13 protein-coding genes and 1 pseudogene are annotated in these 20081 nt (G+C 56.8%); 7 read left to right on the forward strand and 7 right to left on the reverse strand.

Annotated features, from left to right (window positions below):
* Positions 1–41 precede the first annotated feature (41 nt).
* Together ACERJA_RS12240 and ACERJA_RS12245 are read right to left on the reverse strand one after the other, a co-directional pair.
* On the reverse strand, positions 42–890 hold the full coding sequence (locus ACERJA_RS12240) for a hypothetical protein (protein WP_373608518.1): 849 nt from the start codon (positions 888–890) through the stop codon (positions 42–44).
* A 46-nt stretch (positions 891–936) separates the two neighbouring features.
* Entirely contained in the window at positions 937–1317 is a 381-nt protein-coding gene (locus ACERJA_RS12245) for a hypothetical protein (protein WP_373608519.1), read from the reverse strand.
* Positions 1318–1526: 209 nt separating this feature from the next.
* On the opposite strand from ACERJA_RS12245, the gene ACERJA_RS12250 reads away from it, so the two are divergent.
* On the forward strand, positions 1527–1676 hold the full coding sequence (locus ACERJA_RS12250) for a hypothetical protein (RefSeq protein WP_373608520.1): 150 nt from the start codon (positions 1527–1529) through the stop codon (positions 1674–1676).
* Positions 1677–1897: 221 nt separating this feature from the next.
* On the opposite strand, the gene ACERJA_RS12255 is transcribed toward ACERJA_RS12250, so the two are convergent.
* The gene (locus tag ACERJA_RS12255; RefSeq protein WP_373608521.1) at positions 1898–2038 is read right to left on the reverse strand and encodes a hypothetical protein; all 141 of its coding nucleotides are present in this window, start codon (positions 2036–2038) and stop codon (positions 1898–1900) included.
* 1087 nt (positions 2039–3125) lie between these two features.
* Here ACERJA_RS12255 and ACERJA_RS12260 point away from each other — a divergent pair.
* From ACERJA_RS12260 to ACERJA_RS12285, 6 genes are read left to right on the forward strand one after another with little or no spacing between them, the layout of a single operon-like run.
* Complete coding sequence (locus ACERJA_RS12260; protein ID WP_373608522.1) at positions 3126–4298, forward strand: hypothetical protein; 1173 nt, start codon at positions 3126–3128, stop codon at positions 4296–4298.
* 57 nt (positions 4299–4355) lie between these two features.
* On the forward strand, positions 4356–5135 hold the full coding sequence (locus ACERJA_RS12265; protein WP_373608523.1) for a hypothetical protein: 780 nt from the start codon (positions 4356–4358) through the stop codon (positions 5133–5135).
* Positions 5128–8538, forward strand: coding sequence for an AAA family ATPase (locus ACERJA_RS12270; RefSeq protein WP_373608524.1), 3411 nt, complete (start codon positions 5128–5130; stop codon positions 8536–8538). The genes ACERJA_RS12265 and ACERJA_RS12270 overlap by 8 nt, the downstream gene beginning before the upstream one ends.
* Positions 8531–11293: a DEAD/DEAH box helicase gene (locus ACERJA_RS12275; protein WP_373608525.1), complete on the forward strand. Its 2763-nt coding sequence runs from the start codon at positions 8531–8533 to the stop codon at positions 11291–11293. Before ACERJA_RS12270 ends, ACERJA_RS12275 begins: the two co-directional genes overlap by 8 nt.
* A complete protein-coding gene (locus tag ACERJA_RS12280) occupies positions 11286–13421 on the forward strand; it encodes a hypothetical protein (RefSeq protein WP_373608527.1) in 2136 nt (711 codons plus the stop codon). The genes ACERJA_RS12275 and ACERJA_RS12280 overlap by 8 nt, the downstream gene beginning before the upstream one ends.
* Positions 13422–16601, forward strand: coding sequence for a PD-(D/E)XK nuclease family protein (locus tag ACERJA_RS12285; protein WP_373608528.1), 3180 nt, complete (start codon positions 13422–13424; stop codon positions 16599–16601).
* A gap of 328 nt (positions 16602–16929) precedes the next feature.
* Here ACERJA_RS12285 and ACERJA_RS12290 read toward each other — a convergent pair.
* From ACERJA_RS12290 to ACERJA_RS12305, 4 genes and pseudogenes are all read right to left on the reverse strand, one after another.
* Positions 16930–17219: pseudogene (locus ACERJA_RS12290) on the reverse strand (site-specific integrase); the annotation flags it as partial.
* Positions 17220–17815: 596 nt separating this feature from the next.
* A complete protein-coding gene (locus ACERJA_RS12295; protein WP_373608529.1) occupies positions 17816–18682 on the reverse strand; it encodes a hypothetical protein in 867 nt (288 codons plus the stop codon).
* A gap of 273 nt (positions 18683–18955) precedes the next feature.
* Positions 18956–19591: a hypothetical protein gene (locus tag ACERJA_RS12300; RefSeq protein WP_373608530.1), complete on the reverse strand. Its 636-nt coding sequence runs from the start codon at positions 19589–19591 to the stop codon at positions 18956–18958.
* Positions 19588–19893 carry a hypothetical protein gene (locus tag ACERJA_RS12305; RefSeq protein ID WP_373608531.1) on the reverse strand — a complete coding sequence of 102 codons (306 nt, stop codon included), beginning with the start codon at positions 19891–19893 and terminating at the stop codon, positions 19588–19590. Before ACERJA_RS12305 ends, ACERJA_RS12300 begins: the two co-directional genes overlap by 4 nt.
* Positions 19894–20081 lie beyond the last annotated feature (188 nt).

A 20081-nucleotide genomic window follows, 5' to 3' on the forward strand; every position in this document is an offset into this window, starting at 1 on the left:
ACGTTATATCGGTCGTATTCGTATCCGTCTCCGTTGTTTCGTTATAGCCAGCCGGTGAGCCGGTTCCACAGATCGATCACGGCCTGGTCCAGCCAGTGCCGATCCGTATCATCGTCACCGTTATCGTCAGTATCGGAGTCGTCGTCTGTGTCATCGGCGTCGTCGCCGGTGTCGTCGGGCAGCTGTTCGAGGCACTCCTGCTGTGTATCGTACCCGTCACCTGCTTCCTGTTCAACAGTCTCCGTTACACAGTCACCCTCCGCGTCGTCCGGGACCCACCGCGTCACTGTCCCGGGTTCGGGTTCGCCCGGTTCCGGTGCTTCCACGACGAAGTGGTCGCCGTCGATATCTCCCCAGGAATCGTCGTCGTGGCAGTAGAGGAAACCAGCAGCCTCCCACTCACCGTCTGGTGCATCGCTGGGAAGGTTGACTGTGACGTCGCCGGTGATGAGCTGGTCTGTCATGACGGAGTTGTCGTAGGCGGCCAGGTCGTCAGATGCGGAGAGGTCTGTCGTACTGCTGCCGGGTTCACGGACTTCGACCATGAACTCGGCATCGTCGCAACTGGTGTGTGCGGTGTCAGTGAATTCGAGTGCGACGGTGTCGCCCGGTTCGTAGGTGTCGTCAACGGTGTCGACGACCGCGAGCGTCTGGAAATCAGGGATGACTGCGAGGATACGATCGATCACGGTGGTGTCGGTGACGGTGGTATCGATCTCGAGTTCGTCATCGCCGCCGTTGTTGATCGCGTCCGGAACTGTGTCCGAGGTGAATGCGGCGGCGGATGCGGTCTGTGTGGTAACGATGCCGAACAGGAAAAGTGCGGCAGCGGCGACTGCGATGAGTTGTCGGTTTGTGAGTGGTATGCGGTCGCGGTGGTTGCCGGGCATCGCTGTATCGAGATGGGGAGAAATCGTTTAAATAGGTATCAGCGGTTCAAAGGTGGTCGCGGCGTGGGTCGCGTGTGCCTTCGATCAGTTTGACCGTGTCGATTGACGGATCGAGTTCCTGGGCCGCGGCAACGATATCAGGGTAGATGAATCCGTCGTTGAGCGGCTTGTAGACGGTTTTGTAGTACCAGTTGTTGTGACCGGTGCGTTGCTTGTGGCTGATGGCGCTGGGCTTGTCGGCGAAGAACAGTGCCTGATGGGCGTCGGTGTCGTCCCGGTTTTTGTCGAGGCAGCAGTCGATGCAGACGTAGGCGCCGTCAAGGTGGTCAGTGACCTGTTGGAGTGTAGTGAGTCGGGAATGGAAGAAGTGAGAGGGCAGCGGAACTGGGTCTTGGAGTTGCTGTCGTGTGTCCCCGCCCCGAGACATTGGTTTATAATGGGGTGAAAAGATATAAAAAGCGGCTGGTTTCAAATTACAAACAGGTGGACTTCATGACAGAACACACAGCACAGACCAACGAACTCACACAGTACAAACAACGCATACAAGAAACATACCGTCAACCCGACGACCCGGTACACTACACACCAACCGGGAATCACTGGGTCAAGATCGGAACCGGGGTGACCGCATAAATGTCAGACGGAAACCCGGACGCCGCATACCGCGCCGGGAAGAACGGCTGGCCACGTCCCGAGGTCGTATCATCGCACAACTACTCCGACGACGAACATCAAGCATGGAAGGAAGGCCGTGTCGACCGGAAAGGAGAACAGCGTCTTTGACCTCCTTCCCTATTTTCTCTTCTTCTTTGTCTTTCTCCAGTAACGGTAAGAAGTAGAGGGGGGAAGAACAGGCACTCCTACCCTGCCTGTATGCGAAGGCGAACTCGACAGCACAGACACAGACCTAACGTATCTGAGACAGACGTGGGTAGGAGGGCCGCTCCCCTCGTAGGTACTGTACCCGAAACCGAGATTTAAAACGATATCTGCCGGGTCACCGGTTAGACCAGTCCTTCCCGGTACTCGATGAACTTCTTCGCCTGTTCGGACTGGAACGCCCACCGCTCCCCGCCGCTATACGTTTCCACGTACGACGCTTCCAGATCTTCCCGCGTCGAAATCGGGTCACCACCGGCATCCACGTAGACCGGATCGTCCGGCTCCAGAACAACTGGTCCATACTCATCGATGGGCTCGACCTCCGGCCATACACCGAGGTCCTGCCAGAAGGGTTTGATCTCGTCCAGACTCCGCTAGACGGTATCCCGGATCGATACATGCAAGCAACGACTCACTAAGAAGCGAACCGGATTTTCTCGGGCAGGGATCAACTCACCTCGAGACTCGGTGACTCCAGCTTCCCTCTGAAACCAGAGAGTTGTACAGCACTTCTACATATAATTGAACATCCATACAGGACAGAATATTGAATCAAATTCTGTTAATATTGATTGAAGTTCAGGCTTTTCGGAATATACGCTGCCGAGAAGATGTGAAAAACAGGACATAATCGCTCACCCAACAGCGAAAAGATGCTTAGGAAATTCCAGAGACCAAGTATGACCTTCGAAGAAGGACAAAACCTGTCGAGGATTATTTCGACCCTCATCTCCTGGATTCATAGTAGCCATCAATACTGTCGAATCCCAACATCCACCCTCAAACGTTAATACTCGGTTGACAGGGCCCAGAACCGTAGAATGCACATAGACGAAAAATCTTTTATACCAGATAATCAAAACCCGGTCGATCACCCCCTCCCTCCTAGACCAAACACTGCAGACGACCAATCATCACACCGCAGTAGTATCTATAACTCGACATACATTAGCTTCTGGTAATTCCGTGGGAGAATTGCCGTAAATAGGCGGTAAAGGGTCTGTAGAGCAGAATTTCAAATGTTAATATCGGTATTTTTATTTAACTGGCTGCCAACAGTTGGAACTGTGAGAAGATAACCGGTAAAGCCGCCCAATCCAGCACCCTGGTCTTTGAGAGGGGCAGGTTCCTGACCGGGCGGTACCCACGAGAGCGTACGTATATGCCCGCGTGAGTTACAAAGGGATCTATGCGTCCGAGCGCAATAACGGTTCGCACTTGACGCAGTGCGGAAGAATTGCGCGATAACGTTCTCTACGACAGTACAATACCCAAAATAGCTCCATCCCCGCTGCTGCCATCGAGCAACCAATACGAACGACCAACGCCTGACGCGCACCCCAATAGAGTATGTACGATTCCATCGATTTCCACGATCTCGCCCCGCCGGAACAGCGCCAACTGATCCACAACCGGCGTGCAGCGACAACAGACGGGTTGCTTCGGGAAATTCCGGAGGGTGAGCCGCCGGTCAGGATTTTCGAGCAATCGGTCGAGGAGTTCATACTCGACCGGTTAGAGCAGGGGCGATACTCGAACGCCGAACTGGCGGAAGAATTCAGTATTCAGGAGATGGACGTCCGCCGCATCGTCAATAAGTACCGACGACGCGGCAGCGACGACTTTACCAACGAATCGTTCAAGTACAATCTCTTGACCGCGCGTGACGGCGTGATCCGCGTCAAAGATATCGATGGCAACGCGTTCTACTACACGCTCGAAAAGATCCCCTTCTTCGCCCGGGTCGTCGACCCGACGCTTGGCGTCTCCCTAATGAACATCGACGACCGGATGCAGGACTTCCCCTGCCTTGCTGATCACATCCCCGCTGGCAAAGCCTCTGATCTCGACGAAACCTACGCAGTGTTGATCGGAGACTTCTGGGGTATCGACCCGCAGGAGATCTTCGACTTCATCACCGAATTCGACCGGAAATACTTCGAGACATCACTGATGCCGTTCCCGGTCGTTGACGCCGCAGATGAATACGACCGTGTTACCTCACGCTTCAAGCAACACAGCGACATCCACAACTGGTACCGTACGCCTGAGAAACTGATCGACACTGTCGGCGAGGACTTCATGGATGTCGTCGAACGCGGAAACCCTGGAATCCGGATGTACCAACTCACATACCTCGAGTTCGCCGACCTCAAATGGTACGCTGAAACCACAGACCCCGAACTACTCCAACCGATCAACGACTGGACCGACACCATCGTCGACACACTGCACCCAGACACCGACACGACTGATGACACCCCCACGACCACTGAAACCGAAAACACTGGCACGATATCCATCGAAGACGAGGTCCTCTCCGTCCTCAACGATGATTTCCAGACACCAGCAGACGTCTTCGAATCCCTCCCGGCGATGGTCCAGACAGAAGCCACGCAGGAAGAGGTACACGAATCACTAGAACGGCTCGCAGGACTCGGAATCATCAAAAAGGAGACGCGAAACGGGACCACGGAATACAACGCCGACACCGGCACAGTCTCCCGAGAATCCATCCTGTAACCACTGCCACGAACCGGTAACCAACCGAACCCAGATACGACCACAACACAGCCATCCATGACACTCCAATACGCACGGCTATTCCAGCTCAGGGCCGGACTCGAACTCATCGCAGAACGAGACCAGACAACGCGCGACGAACTTGCAGATGCGCTCCGCCAGCGGAAGAACATCGACTATCCAGACAAAGACGCATCAGAAGGTGCTGACGACATCATCACCCACCTTCGAGATGCTTACCTGATACACGAAATCGAGGACGGGTATCGACTCACAACACCTGACGACGTAGATGCTGCAGTCGATAACACTGTCCTACTCTATGCCGGTGACGAGATCCTGGGTGCTGGGAACGAACGTGTCCAAGCCGATCGGGTTCTCACCAACCTGATGTACGAGCACCCGATGCTCGTACTCCTCTCAAAACACGTCTATCGCTATGGGCCGGTGACGAAAAACGAGATGAAACGCGAGTTCGACGGTGAAGCCTTCCTCGAGGACAAGATGAATGCGTTCACCATCGATATGGGACTCGATCTCCTGACCGACGCCGACGTCATGGAACACGGCTCAAACGGATATACAAAGGGACGCTGGCCTGTACGCCTGTTCGCGCACGTCGTCCACGAAGAATACACTGACCTGGGCGGTACTGCCGACGCTGGGATACGCGAACCCCAACTCTTCGAACGCCTCGAAACGATGTATGGCATCGATCGCAGCACCTTCGATAGACTCCTCTCTCGCCTACAGACCGACGGCATCGTATCTGAAGCCAGCTACGAGGAGATGATCCTCAACCAGGACGCCCTCAACGAAGCACACATCCATGAGTAAATCAACGACGAAATACGACCGATTCGACTTAGATCAGGACCCGTTCTCGACCACGATCGCCGACGAAGAAACCGCCGCCCGGTACAAACTCGTCGGCCGCGACGAGCAGGAACACCAACTTCAGGAATTCGTCGAAGAAGGCATCCGAAGTCCAACCCCAATGAAACGCCGGATGATCTTCGGCGAATACGGGACGGGTAAGTCACACCACCTCGTCAACCTCCGCGACTCCATCCGCGAGGGCGTCACAGTCGACAATACCACCTACGACGCCATCGCAGCATACGTCGGTAACCTCGGACTCAGTATCAAACTCCTCTACGAACGCATCCTTGACGAGATCATCGATAATGCTCCTGAACTCGAGCCTCTCATCGATGATCTACCATCCGTCGAGCCAGAAGACAGCGTTGACGAAGCCTACGAATTCGAACGTCTGCAGGATAATATCATCCAGAACCTGCGACAAGTCATAAACACTGCACGCGACGACCACGATTACCGCGCCGTCTTCGTCTTCATCGACGAAGCTGAGGACATCGCCAACGAGGACGAAGAGATCGTGAAGCCATTTGTTCGGGCCTTCCGGCAACTCGTCGACAAACTCAACGCTGCTGGTATCCACATCCTGCTCGGGTTCTCACAGGGGGCTCGGATGCGGATCACCAGCTACGAGGATGACGACGAGGCCCTTGGAAACGCACTCGTCCAGCGCTTCCAAGGTGCTGAAGTCTATCTGGGAGACCTCCCGCCGGAGAACGTCAAGGAGATGCTGATCGACCGGATGGATCATCACCGGACAACGAACCAAGGAGAGATCACGCCGATCGTCCCTGAAACCGTCGAGGTGGTTACCAAGATCACCGGTGGACACCCACGAGAAATTCTCCGACTCTATTCGGAAGCCCTCAAATACGCGGCCGAGGTCGAATCGGACCGTATCGACGGCGAGGCGATCGTCTACGCCCTCACTGGGTTCAAATCGTTCACCCGCGACGAAGAACTCCTTGACCAGCGTGCCATCAGCCACCTCAAAAACGCGCTGGAGGATGTTCACCCCGACGCCCGCGATGATTTCGATCGGTTACAGGGCCGGCTTATCGGCGAAGGCGAAGCAGTACCTGAACGAGCGTTCTCCGACGGTGTTCCCGGCGAACTCATGGGTGCAATCACCATCGAAGGCGATGATACGCAGGAACTCCGCGTCCTCGAACAACGTGAACATCACGGCCGCTACACCTACACCTTGAGCGAAGAGGCCGAGGACTTCCTCCTAGGTGGTGGCAGCGAAGACGGGACTGAGATCCAGAAACTCGACCTCCAGTCTCAGACCGCTTCAGACAAATTCCAGAAGGATCTCACACGCGGACTTGGTCTTGCTCTCCAAGAAGCAGAGTACGGCAGTCTTCGTAAGAACCCGGTAACGAAAGCCCATGGCCGGTACGAATTCAATCTGTACCTGATCCAGGTCAAGCGAGCTGACGGCCAGAACAACCAAACTGTCGCACTCGGCGTCTACAACGGGCAGGAAATCCCGGAGGACCTCGTTCAGCTTTACGTGGAGACGATTCGGGACCACAAGGCGTCGTTCGGTGTCCTCGTCAAACAGGGCCAGCAACTCTCTGCAGAGGCAAACAAATACCTGCGTGACCTCTCGACCAACGAACAGAACTACTACCGGGAACGTGTCATCCAGCTCGACATCACAGCCAGCCAGCGTGACGAGTTCATCTATGGCCGGCTGTTAGCGCTGGGACGCACCGACACCACTGCGAGCGAAGATGTGTCTGAAGACACAATCGTAGACGAACTGGATGCCATCCCAGAACTCCAGGACCGGTTCGATGACCTGCTTCTCCCGTACCCCGAATCAACCTTCCGTGAGATCGTCGACTATCTCCGGGACAACAGCACGAAATCGTTCCCGATCGGCGACCTCCGGGATATCCTCGACCTGAAACAGCACGAACTCAACGGCGATATCATGCAGGGACTCCGTGAGCAGTCCCTGGTCGCAAAGGACAGTCGCCGCTGGACCTATCCTGACCTGGAAGGTGACCGTCCTCCGTGGTACGAACTGTACCGATTACTCAACCAAGACGGGCCACTCACGGTCAACGAGATGCAGACACGGCTGAAACAGGAGTACGTCTTCGACTGTCCTTCGGGGGACGAGAACGCCATGTTCCAGTGGTATCTCGACCATCTCCAGATCCACGACTACGTGGAATCTGTCTCGGTCCAGCGTGAAGGGAAAACCGTCGACGCGTACGACGTGGTCAGCGTCAAAGACCAGTTCAACGAGACACGGAAACGGGCAGAGACACGTCTGGAAACAGCAAAAGAACTGGTAGAGCAGGCTACCGACCTCAACGTCGACGGGGTGAACACCTACCAGAACACACTCTCCGATCTCCAAAACGAACTGGAGGAGTTCCAGACAGTCTGGACACCCGATCCCAGTGACCTGAACGAGATCAACCACGTCGTCGATGACATCACTGACCTCGAAGAAGACGTCGATGACGCCATCGATGACCGCCAAGACCTCATCGTTGGAGAGGCAGAAAACCTCTGTAACTACACGGTCCAGAACCTGATTGACCGTATCGAGGATGCTGAAGTGGAGGGCTCACTCGCTGCCCAACTCTCCGAATACCAAGGCGATCTCCAGCAGTACCAGTCCGAGTTGGAGGAACTTATCGAGAACGAGCAGTACCAACGCCTGCAGGACCGGACCGGGTCCATCGAAAGCGAGGTCGAGAAGATCGAATCTGATATCGACGACATCCTCGAGAAGAAAGGGCAGTGCCTCGATCTCTACGACACCGTCACGTCGCTCCGTGACGATGCAGAAGAGACGATCGACAGCATCTCGGACAACAATTCGGCGAAAGCAGATCTCGAGGCGGATCTCGACACGTTGGATGGTTACATCGAAGACTACCGTGACGAGTACAACGCTGGGGATTACGATAGCGCACTCCAGATGCTTCAGGACGACGCCAAACCCGCGGCGTCCAGCCTCGAATCTGAAGCTGGCACGATCGAGCGCAATCAACGCCAGTGCTCGATCCAACTCGAGGGTCTCGAAGACGAAATCGACGGTATCAGCACCGATGAGACACGTGAGGCGGCCCACGATCTGCTTGACACGGCAGAGACCGAACTGTCCAAAGGGAATTTCGCAGAGGTTCCACATCTCATCGATAAAATACAGGATCTCCTAACGGGACCAACTCGCGAGGAACAGTTCATCGACGCACTCCACGACCATGACGGCCGTCTAACGGACATCATCAAACACACCGACTTCGATGATGCGGAGAGCTTCACATTCCTCCAGCAACTGTACGGGACGGACGAAATCACGGATATCCACGCGGTGATTAACGTTGAGTAGTACCAACAACTCCGCGGACACCCACCTCACGGGCGTAGCCGAGATGTGGGATGCCCTTGAAACCGCCAACGAAGCCGAGCAGGTTCAGCAGCAGGTCCTCCGATGGACTGACAGCGAGTGCAAGGAACAGATCAACGCTGGGAACTACGACGCAACTGTCCCGCTTTCCGACCTGTACGACCGGTTCCACCGGTTCTTCGTCCAGGGTGAGGCAGAGGTCGGGACCGGTGATCCCATCGACATCACACACGCGTTCCCCGCTGAACTCTCGAACGCGGTCGCAAGCAAACTCCTGTTCCAGCACGTTATCGACAAACTCGTCGAACGGGATGTCCTCCTGTACGTGTACGACAAGCAACGCGTTCGCAGCCGCGTGGCAGAGGTCACCCGGTACTTTGCCCTCCTCCGCCAGCGATTCAACGACGAAAGCGACTTCGAACACGCACCCAGCCTCACGAAGATGGTGAAGATGGACATCCAGTCCCGGGAGAAACCGAAGTGGGGCGAGGAGGGGATCGATCTCAGTGACGAGATCCGTGACATCCTCGACACGATCCGGACCGCTGACCCTGCTCCCGAACTCGCGGCAACAGCCAACACTGGATCATGGCGGGATGCGACCCAGAACGCTCTGGAACTCATCTACGAACTCTGCCACCAACGTGACATGACTGGGTTGGCAGCGTTCCAAGGCCGGGCACTTGACCGGCTGTACCGCCAGGCCGTCACCACCGATGCACGTGACACGTCCCACGTAGTCACCGCCAGCACTGGTGGTGGGAAGACAGAGGCGTTCCTGTTTCCGATCCTCGCGTACACGTTCACGACCGCTCATCCCGACATCCAACTCGACGGTGTGGACGCGGTCCTCGCCTATCCCCGGAAAGACCTGTGTGACAACCAGTTTGAACGGATCGTCGAATACCTGTACGACCTCGAACAGATCATCGCCGAGGGGGACACACCGTTCGACTCACTTCCCGTCACCGTTGCCCTTCAACACAGCGGCGCGGAAAACACGGAAATCGATTGCCCGGTCGAGGGGTGCGACGGTCGGATCTCGACCGACAGCATGGAGTGCGGGAAAGACCCGGCGCACAGTCTCGATTTTGCACGGGCCGACAAGGGTGCGACCGCCGATATCATCGTCGTCACACCGGACACCCTCCACCGTCGCCTGATGGACCACCGTGGCCACAGCCAGTTCTGGAAACACAGTTCCCCACCCAAGTTCGTGGTCCTCGACGAGGTCCACGTCTACACTAATCAGTACGGAATGCACGTTGCCAACGTGATGCGACGGTTCAAGGCTGCACTCAAAGCTGTCGACGACCAGCAGGAACCCAGCCTCGTTGCCTCCAGTGCAACCATCTCCAACGCTGCACCGTTCACGAAGAAAATCTTCGGAACACCGCAGGCGGAGGAGATCACGCCCTGTAAAGGAGACGAGTGTAGCGGTGATCACTACAAAGATCACTGTAATGAGAACGAGATCGAGGAGATAGGGTGGGAATACCTCGTATTCATCAAAGCCACCGATCCCCGTGAAGTCCAAGTCCCGCAGGGAGAAGCGAAATACCTGCCACGCCGTGACTGGGACGAAGACGACTACGTGGAAACGAACGTCACCAACCTCTCCTCGATGATCCAGGTAGCGTTCTCCATGTACCACACCATCCTGAAAGAACAGCCGGACGACGGCCCATTGAAAAACAAGATCCTGGGATTCGTGGACTCGATTGACTCCGTCAAACGGCTTGGAGATTACATCCACGACGCAGAAAGCGACCGCGGTGTCGAAGGCCAGGAACTGTTCACACTCCGCACTCCAGATGCGTTCCTCCGGGACGAGGGAGAAGACGGAACGAATCCGGACTGCCCGAAACACCAGTTCCGTTCAAATGCAGCTGACCACGAGCGTGCTGTCTGCGAACCACTCCCGCCGAACGCACAGCTCAACCCTTGTCCAGTGTACGAGGCCGGCGAGTGCTGGTGGACGATGACGGACGATCTGGACCTCGAACCGATGGACGTCTACATGCACAAAAGCGGCCGAACCGAGACCCCTGACGGGCGCCCAGTCAACGACGATGCGTGGGACATGATGGTGACCACAAGCGCCCTGGAGGTCGGATTCGACCATCCCGGTATCATGGGCACGTTCCAGTACCGGGCACCGATGAACATCCCCGGGTTCGTCCAGCGGAAAGGCCGAGGTGGCCGCAGTCCTGAGGATCATCCGGTCTCCGTGGTGGTCCTCGGTTCCCGGCCCGAGGACGCGTTCTACTTCCACCACGAAAACCTACTCAGCGACCCTGATCCACGGTATCTTCAAATCAACCTCGATGAAGAAAACGAGTTCGTCCGCACAGAGCACCTCGTTTCCGCCATCTTCGATTATCTGAACATCACCGACCACGACACGGCTGACGAGATTTACCGGCGACTGGATATCGACACACTAGACGAGAAACTGCAGGACCCAGACAAGATCGAATCCTGGCTGCATCGGGCGTTCCCCGCTGTGGACGACGACCACATCACCGAAGTGGTCGATGAAATCCAGAGCTACGTCGCCCGAACACAGGCACCACTCACACCTTTCGCTGTCGACGGCGAAATGCAACAGTTCTGGGAGGCAGCCCGGATCCCCCGCGGCACCAAGCAGAGCGATCTGTCGACACAGCTTGATGATCTGAAATACAAACGGCGGCTGCTCCAGGACAACAACATTAGCATCCAGACCGATGAGTGACAGTGACACCCCCCTCGCTGAAGCAGAAGACCAGACGCGGGAAGAGCGGCTGCTGGCCCGTCTCAACGGCCTCGTCCAGTATCAGGACGATCTTCTCGATCGGGTGCGACGCAACCAGTTCAGTCCGTACTGCCACATCCCGGACCTGTTCAAACTGGATCCCGAAGCCACCCGCCCATACAGCGTTCCGAGCACCTTCATCTCTGAGCAGGTCGGAGGTAACGTAAGCGTCACTAACGCCAGTGAAGGATTCCTCGCGAACGAGCCACTCGACCTGATGCTCGGAAGCTTCCTCCCCGGTGGCTACAAGCGGCGCTGGGAGTTCGAAATCTGGACCGGGAACTTCGAGCCATCATCCCGCCCCGGATTCGCCGACATCGATCCAGGACTCCGTATGCGGACCTCTGAGTCCCTCAACCAGATCCTTCCGGACACGGACGAAGAACAGTACACACCGTACCAACACGACCCAGGGGCGGTTGAAGTCTACATCCCCAACCAGTTCATCGTCTGGAACCCCAGCGTCGGCGAAAACGGGGAGATCACCCACTACTACTGGGATGACGTCAACCAACTCGTCCGGAACCGGAATCCGGACGATGTCCCTGATGATGCACTCCGGAAACTGCACGGCGATCCGACATCGCAGTTCCTCTGGTTCAAACACCTCCTCGACCGGGGTACAGTCCGGGATGATTACAGTCTCGAGGACCTGACAAACGGCCTGTTCGACTCGGCCTCGTTCAGTGACGACGCTGTCTTCCTGAAAACCTACTACGCTACCCTCCTCACCCTGTATGGGGACGACCGTACCTTTTCGGAGGTCATTCGCTACCGGCACGAGGACGATGATAAAACAGCGTTCGTCGGGAGCCGTGAGGAGAGCCAGGTCGTCCTCTTCGATCTGGAGAAATCGTTCCTCGCTGACCTCGTTGACCAGACACTCGCCGAGGGCACACCGCTGTACCGTGACCTCCAGTTCTCCCTCCTCTACCGCCTTCTCTGGGACCGGTTATTCTTCCAGGAAGACGCCCTCAGCCACGCGTTCAGCGTCACCCCCTTCTTCGAAGCCCTCGTGGCAGCCGACTATTCACTTGCCACCACCTCGTCAATGCCGAATTCGATTTTCGACGCCTCGATCGACACCATCCAAGACCTTCTCCCCAGTCTCCTCCCCCGTCCTGACACCCGACTGGGTCTCTTGGACTACGACGAGGCACAACTCGACCGGTACGCAGCACTCTGTGACGACTACAACTCCACTCTTACCACGATCTTCGAGCAATGCAGTAACCCGGACCGGATCGAAACGTTCGCACAGCACGTCCTCGTCCACTCCCTGAAACACGCTGTCGCCTCCTGGGCTGCTGAATACAGTGCCGGTGGAAGCGAATTCGAAGCCTGGTACGATGTCAACTTCCAAGAACGCGACAGCGACCAGATCGAAATCGGGATCTACGACTCCATCCAGGGCGGAGCCGGAGTCAGTAAGGAAATTTTCGACGACATCCAATCCATCGACGACGACACACTGCTTACCGGTATCGGAGCACAGGGCTGCTGCCACATCGGAGCAACAGAAGAAACGCTACTCACAGTCCTCCGTGACCACTCCGGAGAGTACCTGTTCGATCTCGTTGAGATGGCCGGACCGGCAGGAACGCATCAGACCGGGGATCTCCGCGCCGCATACACCGATCTCGGATCCGACTACCGCCACACCGACTTTGAGGACGTCCAACCACTTGTCCGACGGCAACTTGCCTCAGTCGCCGAAACCCAGGAACTTGCACGGTTCTATGCTGCTGTCGCCGACGAATACGACGCTGTCCGTGACCGACTCGGCCGGACACCGCGGCCAGTAGACGTTGTCTTCGCTCTCGAGGACCGCACGTTCTTCGACACCCGAGTCCGGCAGACCTACGAACGGTTCGCGAACCGCCGGTCACAGCGCCGCGACATCAGCGAACTGGCGGAGCGCGTCGAAGAGATCACCAAACAGTGCGTCCACGCCTGCCCCGACTGCCTCAAACGCCACTCGTGCACACACCAGTACCGCTATCAGGAACAGATGCTCGACCGACGACTGCTCACACGCAGTATCGCCACCCTCGAGGAGGATAACTAAATGATCCACACACTACCAGCGGTGGTCGACAACACGGACCACCACGACGAAGAAGTCACCGTCCGATGCACCGTTCGTGACGGCCCGAAAACGGGGAGCCGTGGCGGCCAGAAAACGATGTACGAACTCGATGCCAGTAGCTGCCAGTTCGATGGCTCAGCGTTCCTTTCCTGCTGGCATGAGGCCCCGGAATGGACTGATACGTTCGGTGCTACCCCGGAATACGTCCATGACACGCTTGACGACGTTCCCCTGCAACACGGCGAAACGGTCATTGTACGGGGCGTACCGAACGAACACAACGATACGTGGTACTTCAACGTCACCTCCATCCTCATCCGCGACCCCGAAACACCGATCGGGAAAAGTGAGATGCGGTCCACGAGCGAGTGTCCCCGGATTTACGACCTGAAATACGAAAAGCAGGTGTACTCCCCCGGCCGCTACGACCTGTCACCCGGGTCGGTCAAAGGCCGGATCGTTCACAGTCTCCTCGAGTATGCTGTAGATGACCCGGACTACCGCGAGAATTTCGACACTGGATGGTCAGAAACAGCGATGGAAGCGTGTTTCGAGGATGTCCTCAACACTGACTATGCCGTCGATCTTGCGCTCTGCCGATTAGCGTGGATCAGTTCGACCAATATCAAAGAGCACGCGTGGGACGCCATCAAGCCACTTCTCACAGACGAGAGCTTTACTGAAACGGTGGCAACGGCAGAGACGGTGAACACAGAGGTTGCCTTGTCCTCATCGCTCGGATTCAACGGCCGTGTTGATCTGGTGATCGATGGCACCCCCTATGATCTGAAGACCTCATACCAACCGACTGACGCACAGCGCAACCATCACCGGTTCCAGCTCCGTATCTACTTGCTCGCATTGACGCTGGAAACGCTTGAGCCAGGTGAAGAGCTTCTAGACCGGGTCGAGGAGGGGATCGAAGGCGTACTCGTCTATCCGAATCTCGTTGACGCTGACGGAGTCGAACTCGAACGGGTAGAGCTCCGGAAACACGATCTGCACGCGATCATGGAGATGCGGAACGATGCAGCCGTTCTCCGTGAAGGGTTTGGTACCCCGACTACCTACGGCCGTGACTGCACCGGGTGCACGTTCAAAGAAGCCACTACGATCGGCAATGTTACCGATGATGCAACGCTGCCAGCACCCTGCCAGTTCTACTGCCAGTCCGAACGGCGCTGGGACTGCTTCGAAACCAACGAGGAGGGAGAGATCATCACCCAGTGCCCGTTATTTGACGAGTGTGAGCAGCGACTTGACTTCCGGAATCCTGCTGTAACAGATCACTACAACCGGCTACGTACCGCGTTGAACGAGGAACGAAAAGCACGGCATGCGCTCGGGACTGAACTTGACCATCTGTGCCGTGATAGCCTGATTCAGGCTGGACTGTTGCTTCCGCAACTGGAACTCGACGCGGTCGAGGGGCAGCAACGACTGCGGTTCACAACCGATCAACCCGTCGTCCCCTCGTTCCGTCCCGGGGACTCGGTCCGCCTCTACCACACCGATACCGAGTACTACCAGACCGCTACGTACTACGGCCATACCGGTGATGAAGTCGTCTTTGAACTCGACGGCCGTCCGAACGTGACCTTTCTCGATCCGCAGGCCACGTTCGAAGCACAACGGACCGTGTCGACAGATACGTTCCCCCGTGACCTTCTCAGCCAACTCGATTACGCACAACGCGCGGAGGTCACTCCACTACTGGAGGCTACCGGCGAGGCAAATGACACCCTCGAGGAACTCCCACTGGAGGAACCTGAACAGGTAACCAACTATCTCGATAACAAGGAGCTCTATATCGACGTCCCGGCCCGGCGTAACCGGTCTGACGTGGTTGCAGACCTCGTCGCGCAGGTGGCGACCGCACAGTTCCAGAAGCCCGGGCAAGACGAAGGGATTCCCGCGGACGCACAGCGTGTCCTCGTCCTGAGTGAGGTTCCGGAACTCACCGACACGATCGAAACCAATCTTGCCGAGTACGACGACGTGGTACGGATGGATGGATTCGCCGGTGCTGATACCGATGCCATCACACCGGACATGGATGGCCACGCCATCTACACGGCACTCGATAACGCCCGTGTTGTCATTTCCTCAACCCGGTATGCGCTTACCGATCACGTCTTCCACGCCATGCAGACCGGTGATCCAGAGGCTCGTCCCCATTCCGACCGGTTCTTCGATGCCGTTGTCCTCGTCGGTGCCGAGCCACTGACCGAACCACAGTTCCACTTCCTCGGTGTCCTCGGTGACCGCATCGTCGCCATGGGCGATACTCGCCGTCCCGGACCACAGATGGTTAGCGGCGATGCACGGACCTCCCGGCTGAACGAGAGCTACTTCAACCGCCTGTACCGCCGGTTCGCGAACGTTGATAACGACGACAGTCAGAGCCTCGCGGTCCCGGCAGAACTCCCAGAGCCAGTCGCTGATGCGTTCACTGGACTCGATATCACGGCAACTCCGATACCGGGTTCCGTCGAGTTCGTGGACACAACGGGGAACGCAGAAACCGCTCTCACGGAAACGACGCAAGAATACCGAGTCCCCTCCCAGGACTCGACAGGAGCAGCCCGATACCTCCGGCTTGAACCCGCTGAAGAAGTGGATGCACTTCAGATCTCCCGTGCACTCGACGATCTGCGGACATTGGACGCTGGTGAGTTAACGATCCAGAACGAGTACACGATCCAGGATATTCGGTTCACAGTATTGACGAACAACCCCATCGACGGTGACACCCATCAGATCGAGGTGAATGTCCCGCTCCGGGCTACGCCGTTCCTCAACCGTCTGCTCACGCAGAACCCCGGTGAGGCCGGGACAGTCGAACAGATCTGCCGGGAGCAGGATCCGGACGTCGTCGTTACACCGTTTGCTGCTCACGCGAACGCAATCCGGGACGCACTCGGCGATAAGAGCATCCCGGTACGCCTCCCACACGAACTGACCGGGGACTTCCATGAGTCGGCGGTAGTAAGTCTCGGCGTGTCTGACCCTGAACGCATCGTATCCGCTCCTGTCAGTGATATCGAAACACTCTATGCGGTCTTGACGGCCGCTGAACACTGCACTATCGTCGGTAACCAGGACACGCTTGAACGGAACTCGGTACTCAAAACGCTCCTCCCTACTCCCACTGCATAGACAGCGCCATCTGGTTTGTTGAAATCGGTAGCCCACGGATATGGAGGGTACTGAGATGAAGTGATTTCATGTGGATAGGACATAGATCACATCTCGATGAATGAAGCTACCGTCCAGAAAGCCGTAATCAACTATCTCCACCGGCAAGACGCTATTTTCTATGTAGATCCAGGTGGAGACCAAAGCTACGAGAAGGTTCGAAAACGGTGTACGGAACTTGCGAACTGCGAAATCAATGACTTGATCCAAATCGGCAGTAAGATTCCAGATATCGTCGGTGTGAACGCACAGAACGAGATTTTTGCGGTCGAAACAAAGGGAGACGACTCACTCCGGAAAGGGATAGGAGGTACTTCACGAACACCCGGACGGTATCCATCTGCGTCTTCTCGGACGCCGGTGACAGATCGCCTTCTTCACGCCGCCACAATCGGTACTCTTGCATCTTCCGGCCCGTCAACTCGTTCAGGTTGTCGATACCCTGCTGGTCGCACCAACGCACGAAGTGGCTAAGCCGGGAACTATGCGAGTACAGCGTGGCTTGCGTGACCTCGGTGTCGCGGTCGGTCAGGTACAGGTCAGTGCGGTTTCGGGGTCGATGGGTTCCAAGTTCTCCATGGTCTGACATACGGATGCCAGCCGATGGACCGGCGGCGGAGACCCCGTGAAACCGGGGCAGAGTTACGCTCACAAGCGGATTCGTGAGGTCGGCTTCCGCAAGCCTGCAGCGCCCATGCGAAAATCACTCGACATGCATCCAATACCCAACAACGGAGAGTATTTGCTAACTCATCGCGGGACGTACAAGAGTCCATGAATTTTTGATTCTGTCCCAAAGTTTAGTGTAGGTACGAGAGGTGATACCAGTTCTACAAGATTTGTTTGCTAGTTTATAACAATCACTTAATTTGATTGAAGATAGTTCACAAATACGAGTAATCTCGCCTCTCTACTGGACTCCACGTGTTTACTGCGCGTGATCGTAATGCACAAGCCACTGCCAGTTTGATTCCTGTCCGGAGACAGCTGACGTCTTCAGACACATCCACAGGCGACTCACTCGAGGAAGACCGACGACGACCGGTCGAGTGACGTACTGCCTAGTAGCGATACACTGCATACAACCGCTCTTGTGCTGGATATTAGTCAGATGTACAGAGTGCAACCCTTCTCAGGGGTTATGAATAGCCGGAGGACACCCTCGAGTGTGGACGTCAGGTGTCTCCGGACTCGAGACTCTCACCGGGAATGTCGGCGTCATCCATCAATAGAACACGGCGCTCGGTGTACTCGAGGCCGTTCTTTCGTTGCCTCCTCTTCTTCACCGCTAGTCGGCTCTTCGAAAGCTCGAGCAACGCATCGATCGTCCGAGAGACCAACTTCTTCGCGTAGGAATCACTGACGCCCGTCTCTTGGCGACGGATCCAGTGTTTCATCTCGCCGGCACTGACGTACTCGCGAACGCCAGCGCTCCCTTTCCGCCACGGGTTGTCACCAACCGTTGAGTCGACACGCGCCCTCCAGAGCTTTGCAGCGAGTCGTGACGGCAGTGAGGACGTCGTTGCTCGTAACATATCCTCGTCCAGCTTCGCGAGCTGTTGAATCGGGAGCAGGTCCGCGTGTGAGAGCGCGACGTCCCCGCCACGCTCGAGTGGGTCGTCACTCTCTGGAAGTCGGAAGTAGCGCTGCCCGTCGTCTTTGCGGATGCGCTCGAGGCGGCCATCCACGACGTCGATCTCACCTTCGTCGACGTGATCCTCGAGGAGATGCGCCCCTTTTTCGAGTTCACGCGCTTGGAGTTCGCCGACGCGGTCTTTGTTCGCGTTGAGTTTTTTCTCGTGGGCGTCCAGGCGGGCCTCGATGGGCGTCTGGATTTCCTCGAGGGTCTCGAGGCGTTCTTTAACATGTTCGTTTTCCGGTCGAGTCTCCTCGAGGGCGGTCTCGAGGTGCGCAATACGTTCGTCTTTTCCGATGAGTTCGGACTCGAGGGTACTGACGCGCTCACGAAGCGCCTCGAGTTCGTCGGTGAGTGTTTGGATCGTCTGTGCAGTTGGTCCGGGTGAGTCGGGGTTCGTGCTCATGTGGGGTTTGGTTCGGTGGTAGGGTTAGGAGACAGAGCTGGCGCTGGCTGGTAAGCGAAGTCGGGAACGCGACTGAGAGCAGTAGGTCGGAAACTCGAGAGCCGCCTCGAGAATCTGCAGTGGGAAACTCCCCACTGTCGCCAGCATTTCTGTGATCTGGACGGCCGGTGTTGGCTCGATCAAGGACTGGGAGTAAGCTCCTTATTTCGAGCGACGAGGAGCGGTCGTGGTCTACTGCACTGGATGGTCAACGCGATCCCGAGGTGGTTTCAGTTAGTCACTCTCGCGGTGACGCCGACAGTCATGGTTCGCGAGATCGTCGATCGAGTCGAACGGCCTCGAGCAAATATCGCAGTAGTGGTCCTGAGAAGTGAGAAACAACTCACTGACGTTGCCTCCATTAGGAACGGCAGACTGGCTCCGTGGATCTGGATCGGTCTCACGGGCGTTGTGTTCCTCGAGTTGTCCTCGCACATGGAGGTCGAACTCGGTAATCGGTTCACGGCCAGTTTCTCGCCACTCACCAGCACGACGTTCGTGTTCGATCCGCCAAGCTTCACCACCGGTGTCGGGGACGATCGTCACACGTCGACGGCGGCCGGTGATCGACGTGTATTCGAAGACGAATTCGACGGCCGTTTCGGTGGACTGGTCACAGCCGCCGTCGGTTTCGATACGTGGGTTGTCATCGGCATCGACGAGCAGAATGCCGTCCTCGGCCTCGAGATTGTAGCCTCGGGTATCGTCGTCGGCGATAATGATCTCCGAGCAGCCGGTCGCTTCAATGTCGCCCGGTTCGTAGCCGGCGACGGCGCGGGCCTCCGCTTGCAGGCGCATCTCGCGAGCGCCTTCACGCTCGAGTTGCTCGGCACGCTTTAGGACAGCTTCGTGATTGTTGACGATCGTCATTGGTCGCTCACCTCGACAGCGCTGACGATCGCGTCAGCCATCGTCTTGAACAGGTACTGCGCTTCGAAGCCGCCGCGACGGTCGTAGATGTAGTCGATCCAGTCGTCGATCGTCTTCTCGACGTCCTCGAGATCGTATCGAAAGGTGCGCTCGCCGTTCTCGATAACGTGAACGGACTCGTCGGTCGTCCGGTAGACGTGGTGTGCGCCCTCGTTGTCGACGCCGACGAAGATGTAGTCGGCGCGTGAGTCGTAGTTCGATTCGTCCGAAACCGTTTCGTGAGTTCGCGGTTGAATACTCATTGTCCTAATATCTGGGACACAGGTCGGGTGTCTCCAGCACCTGGCCGAGAATCAGTTTTCCCGACCACCCTGCGCCTCACAGTTACTACTCTATTCGCCAGTGACTTAGTTATTACTCTATAGCGTATACACCCGATAGAGTACATACCCTACTGAGTGAGTTACTTACGCAAGGGCGTAAGATTACG

The sequence above is a fragment of the Natronorubrum sp. A-ect3 genome, from assembly GCF_041821125.1.
Taxonomy (GTDB): domain Archaea; phylum Halobacteriota; class Halobacteria; order Halobacteriales; family Natrialbaceae; genus Natronorubrum; species Natronorubrum bangense.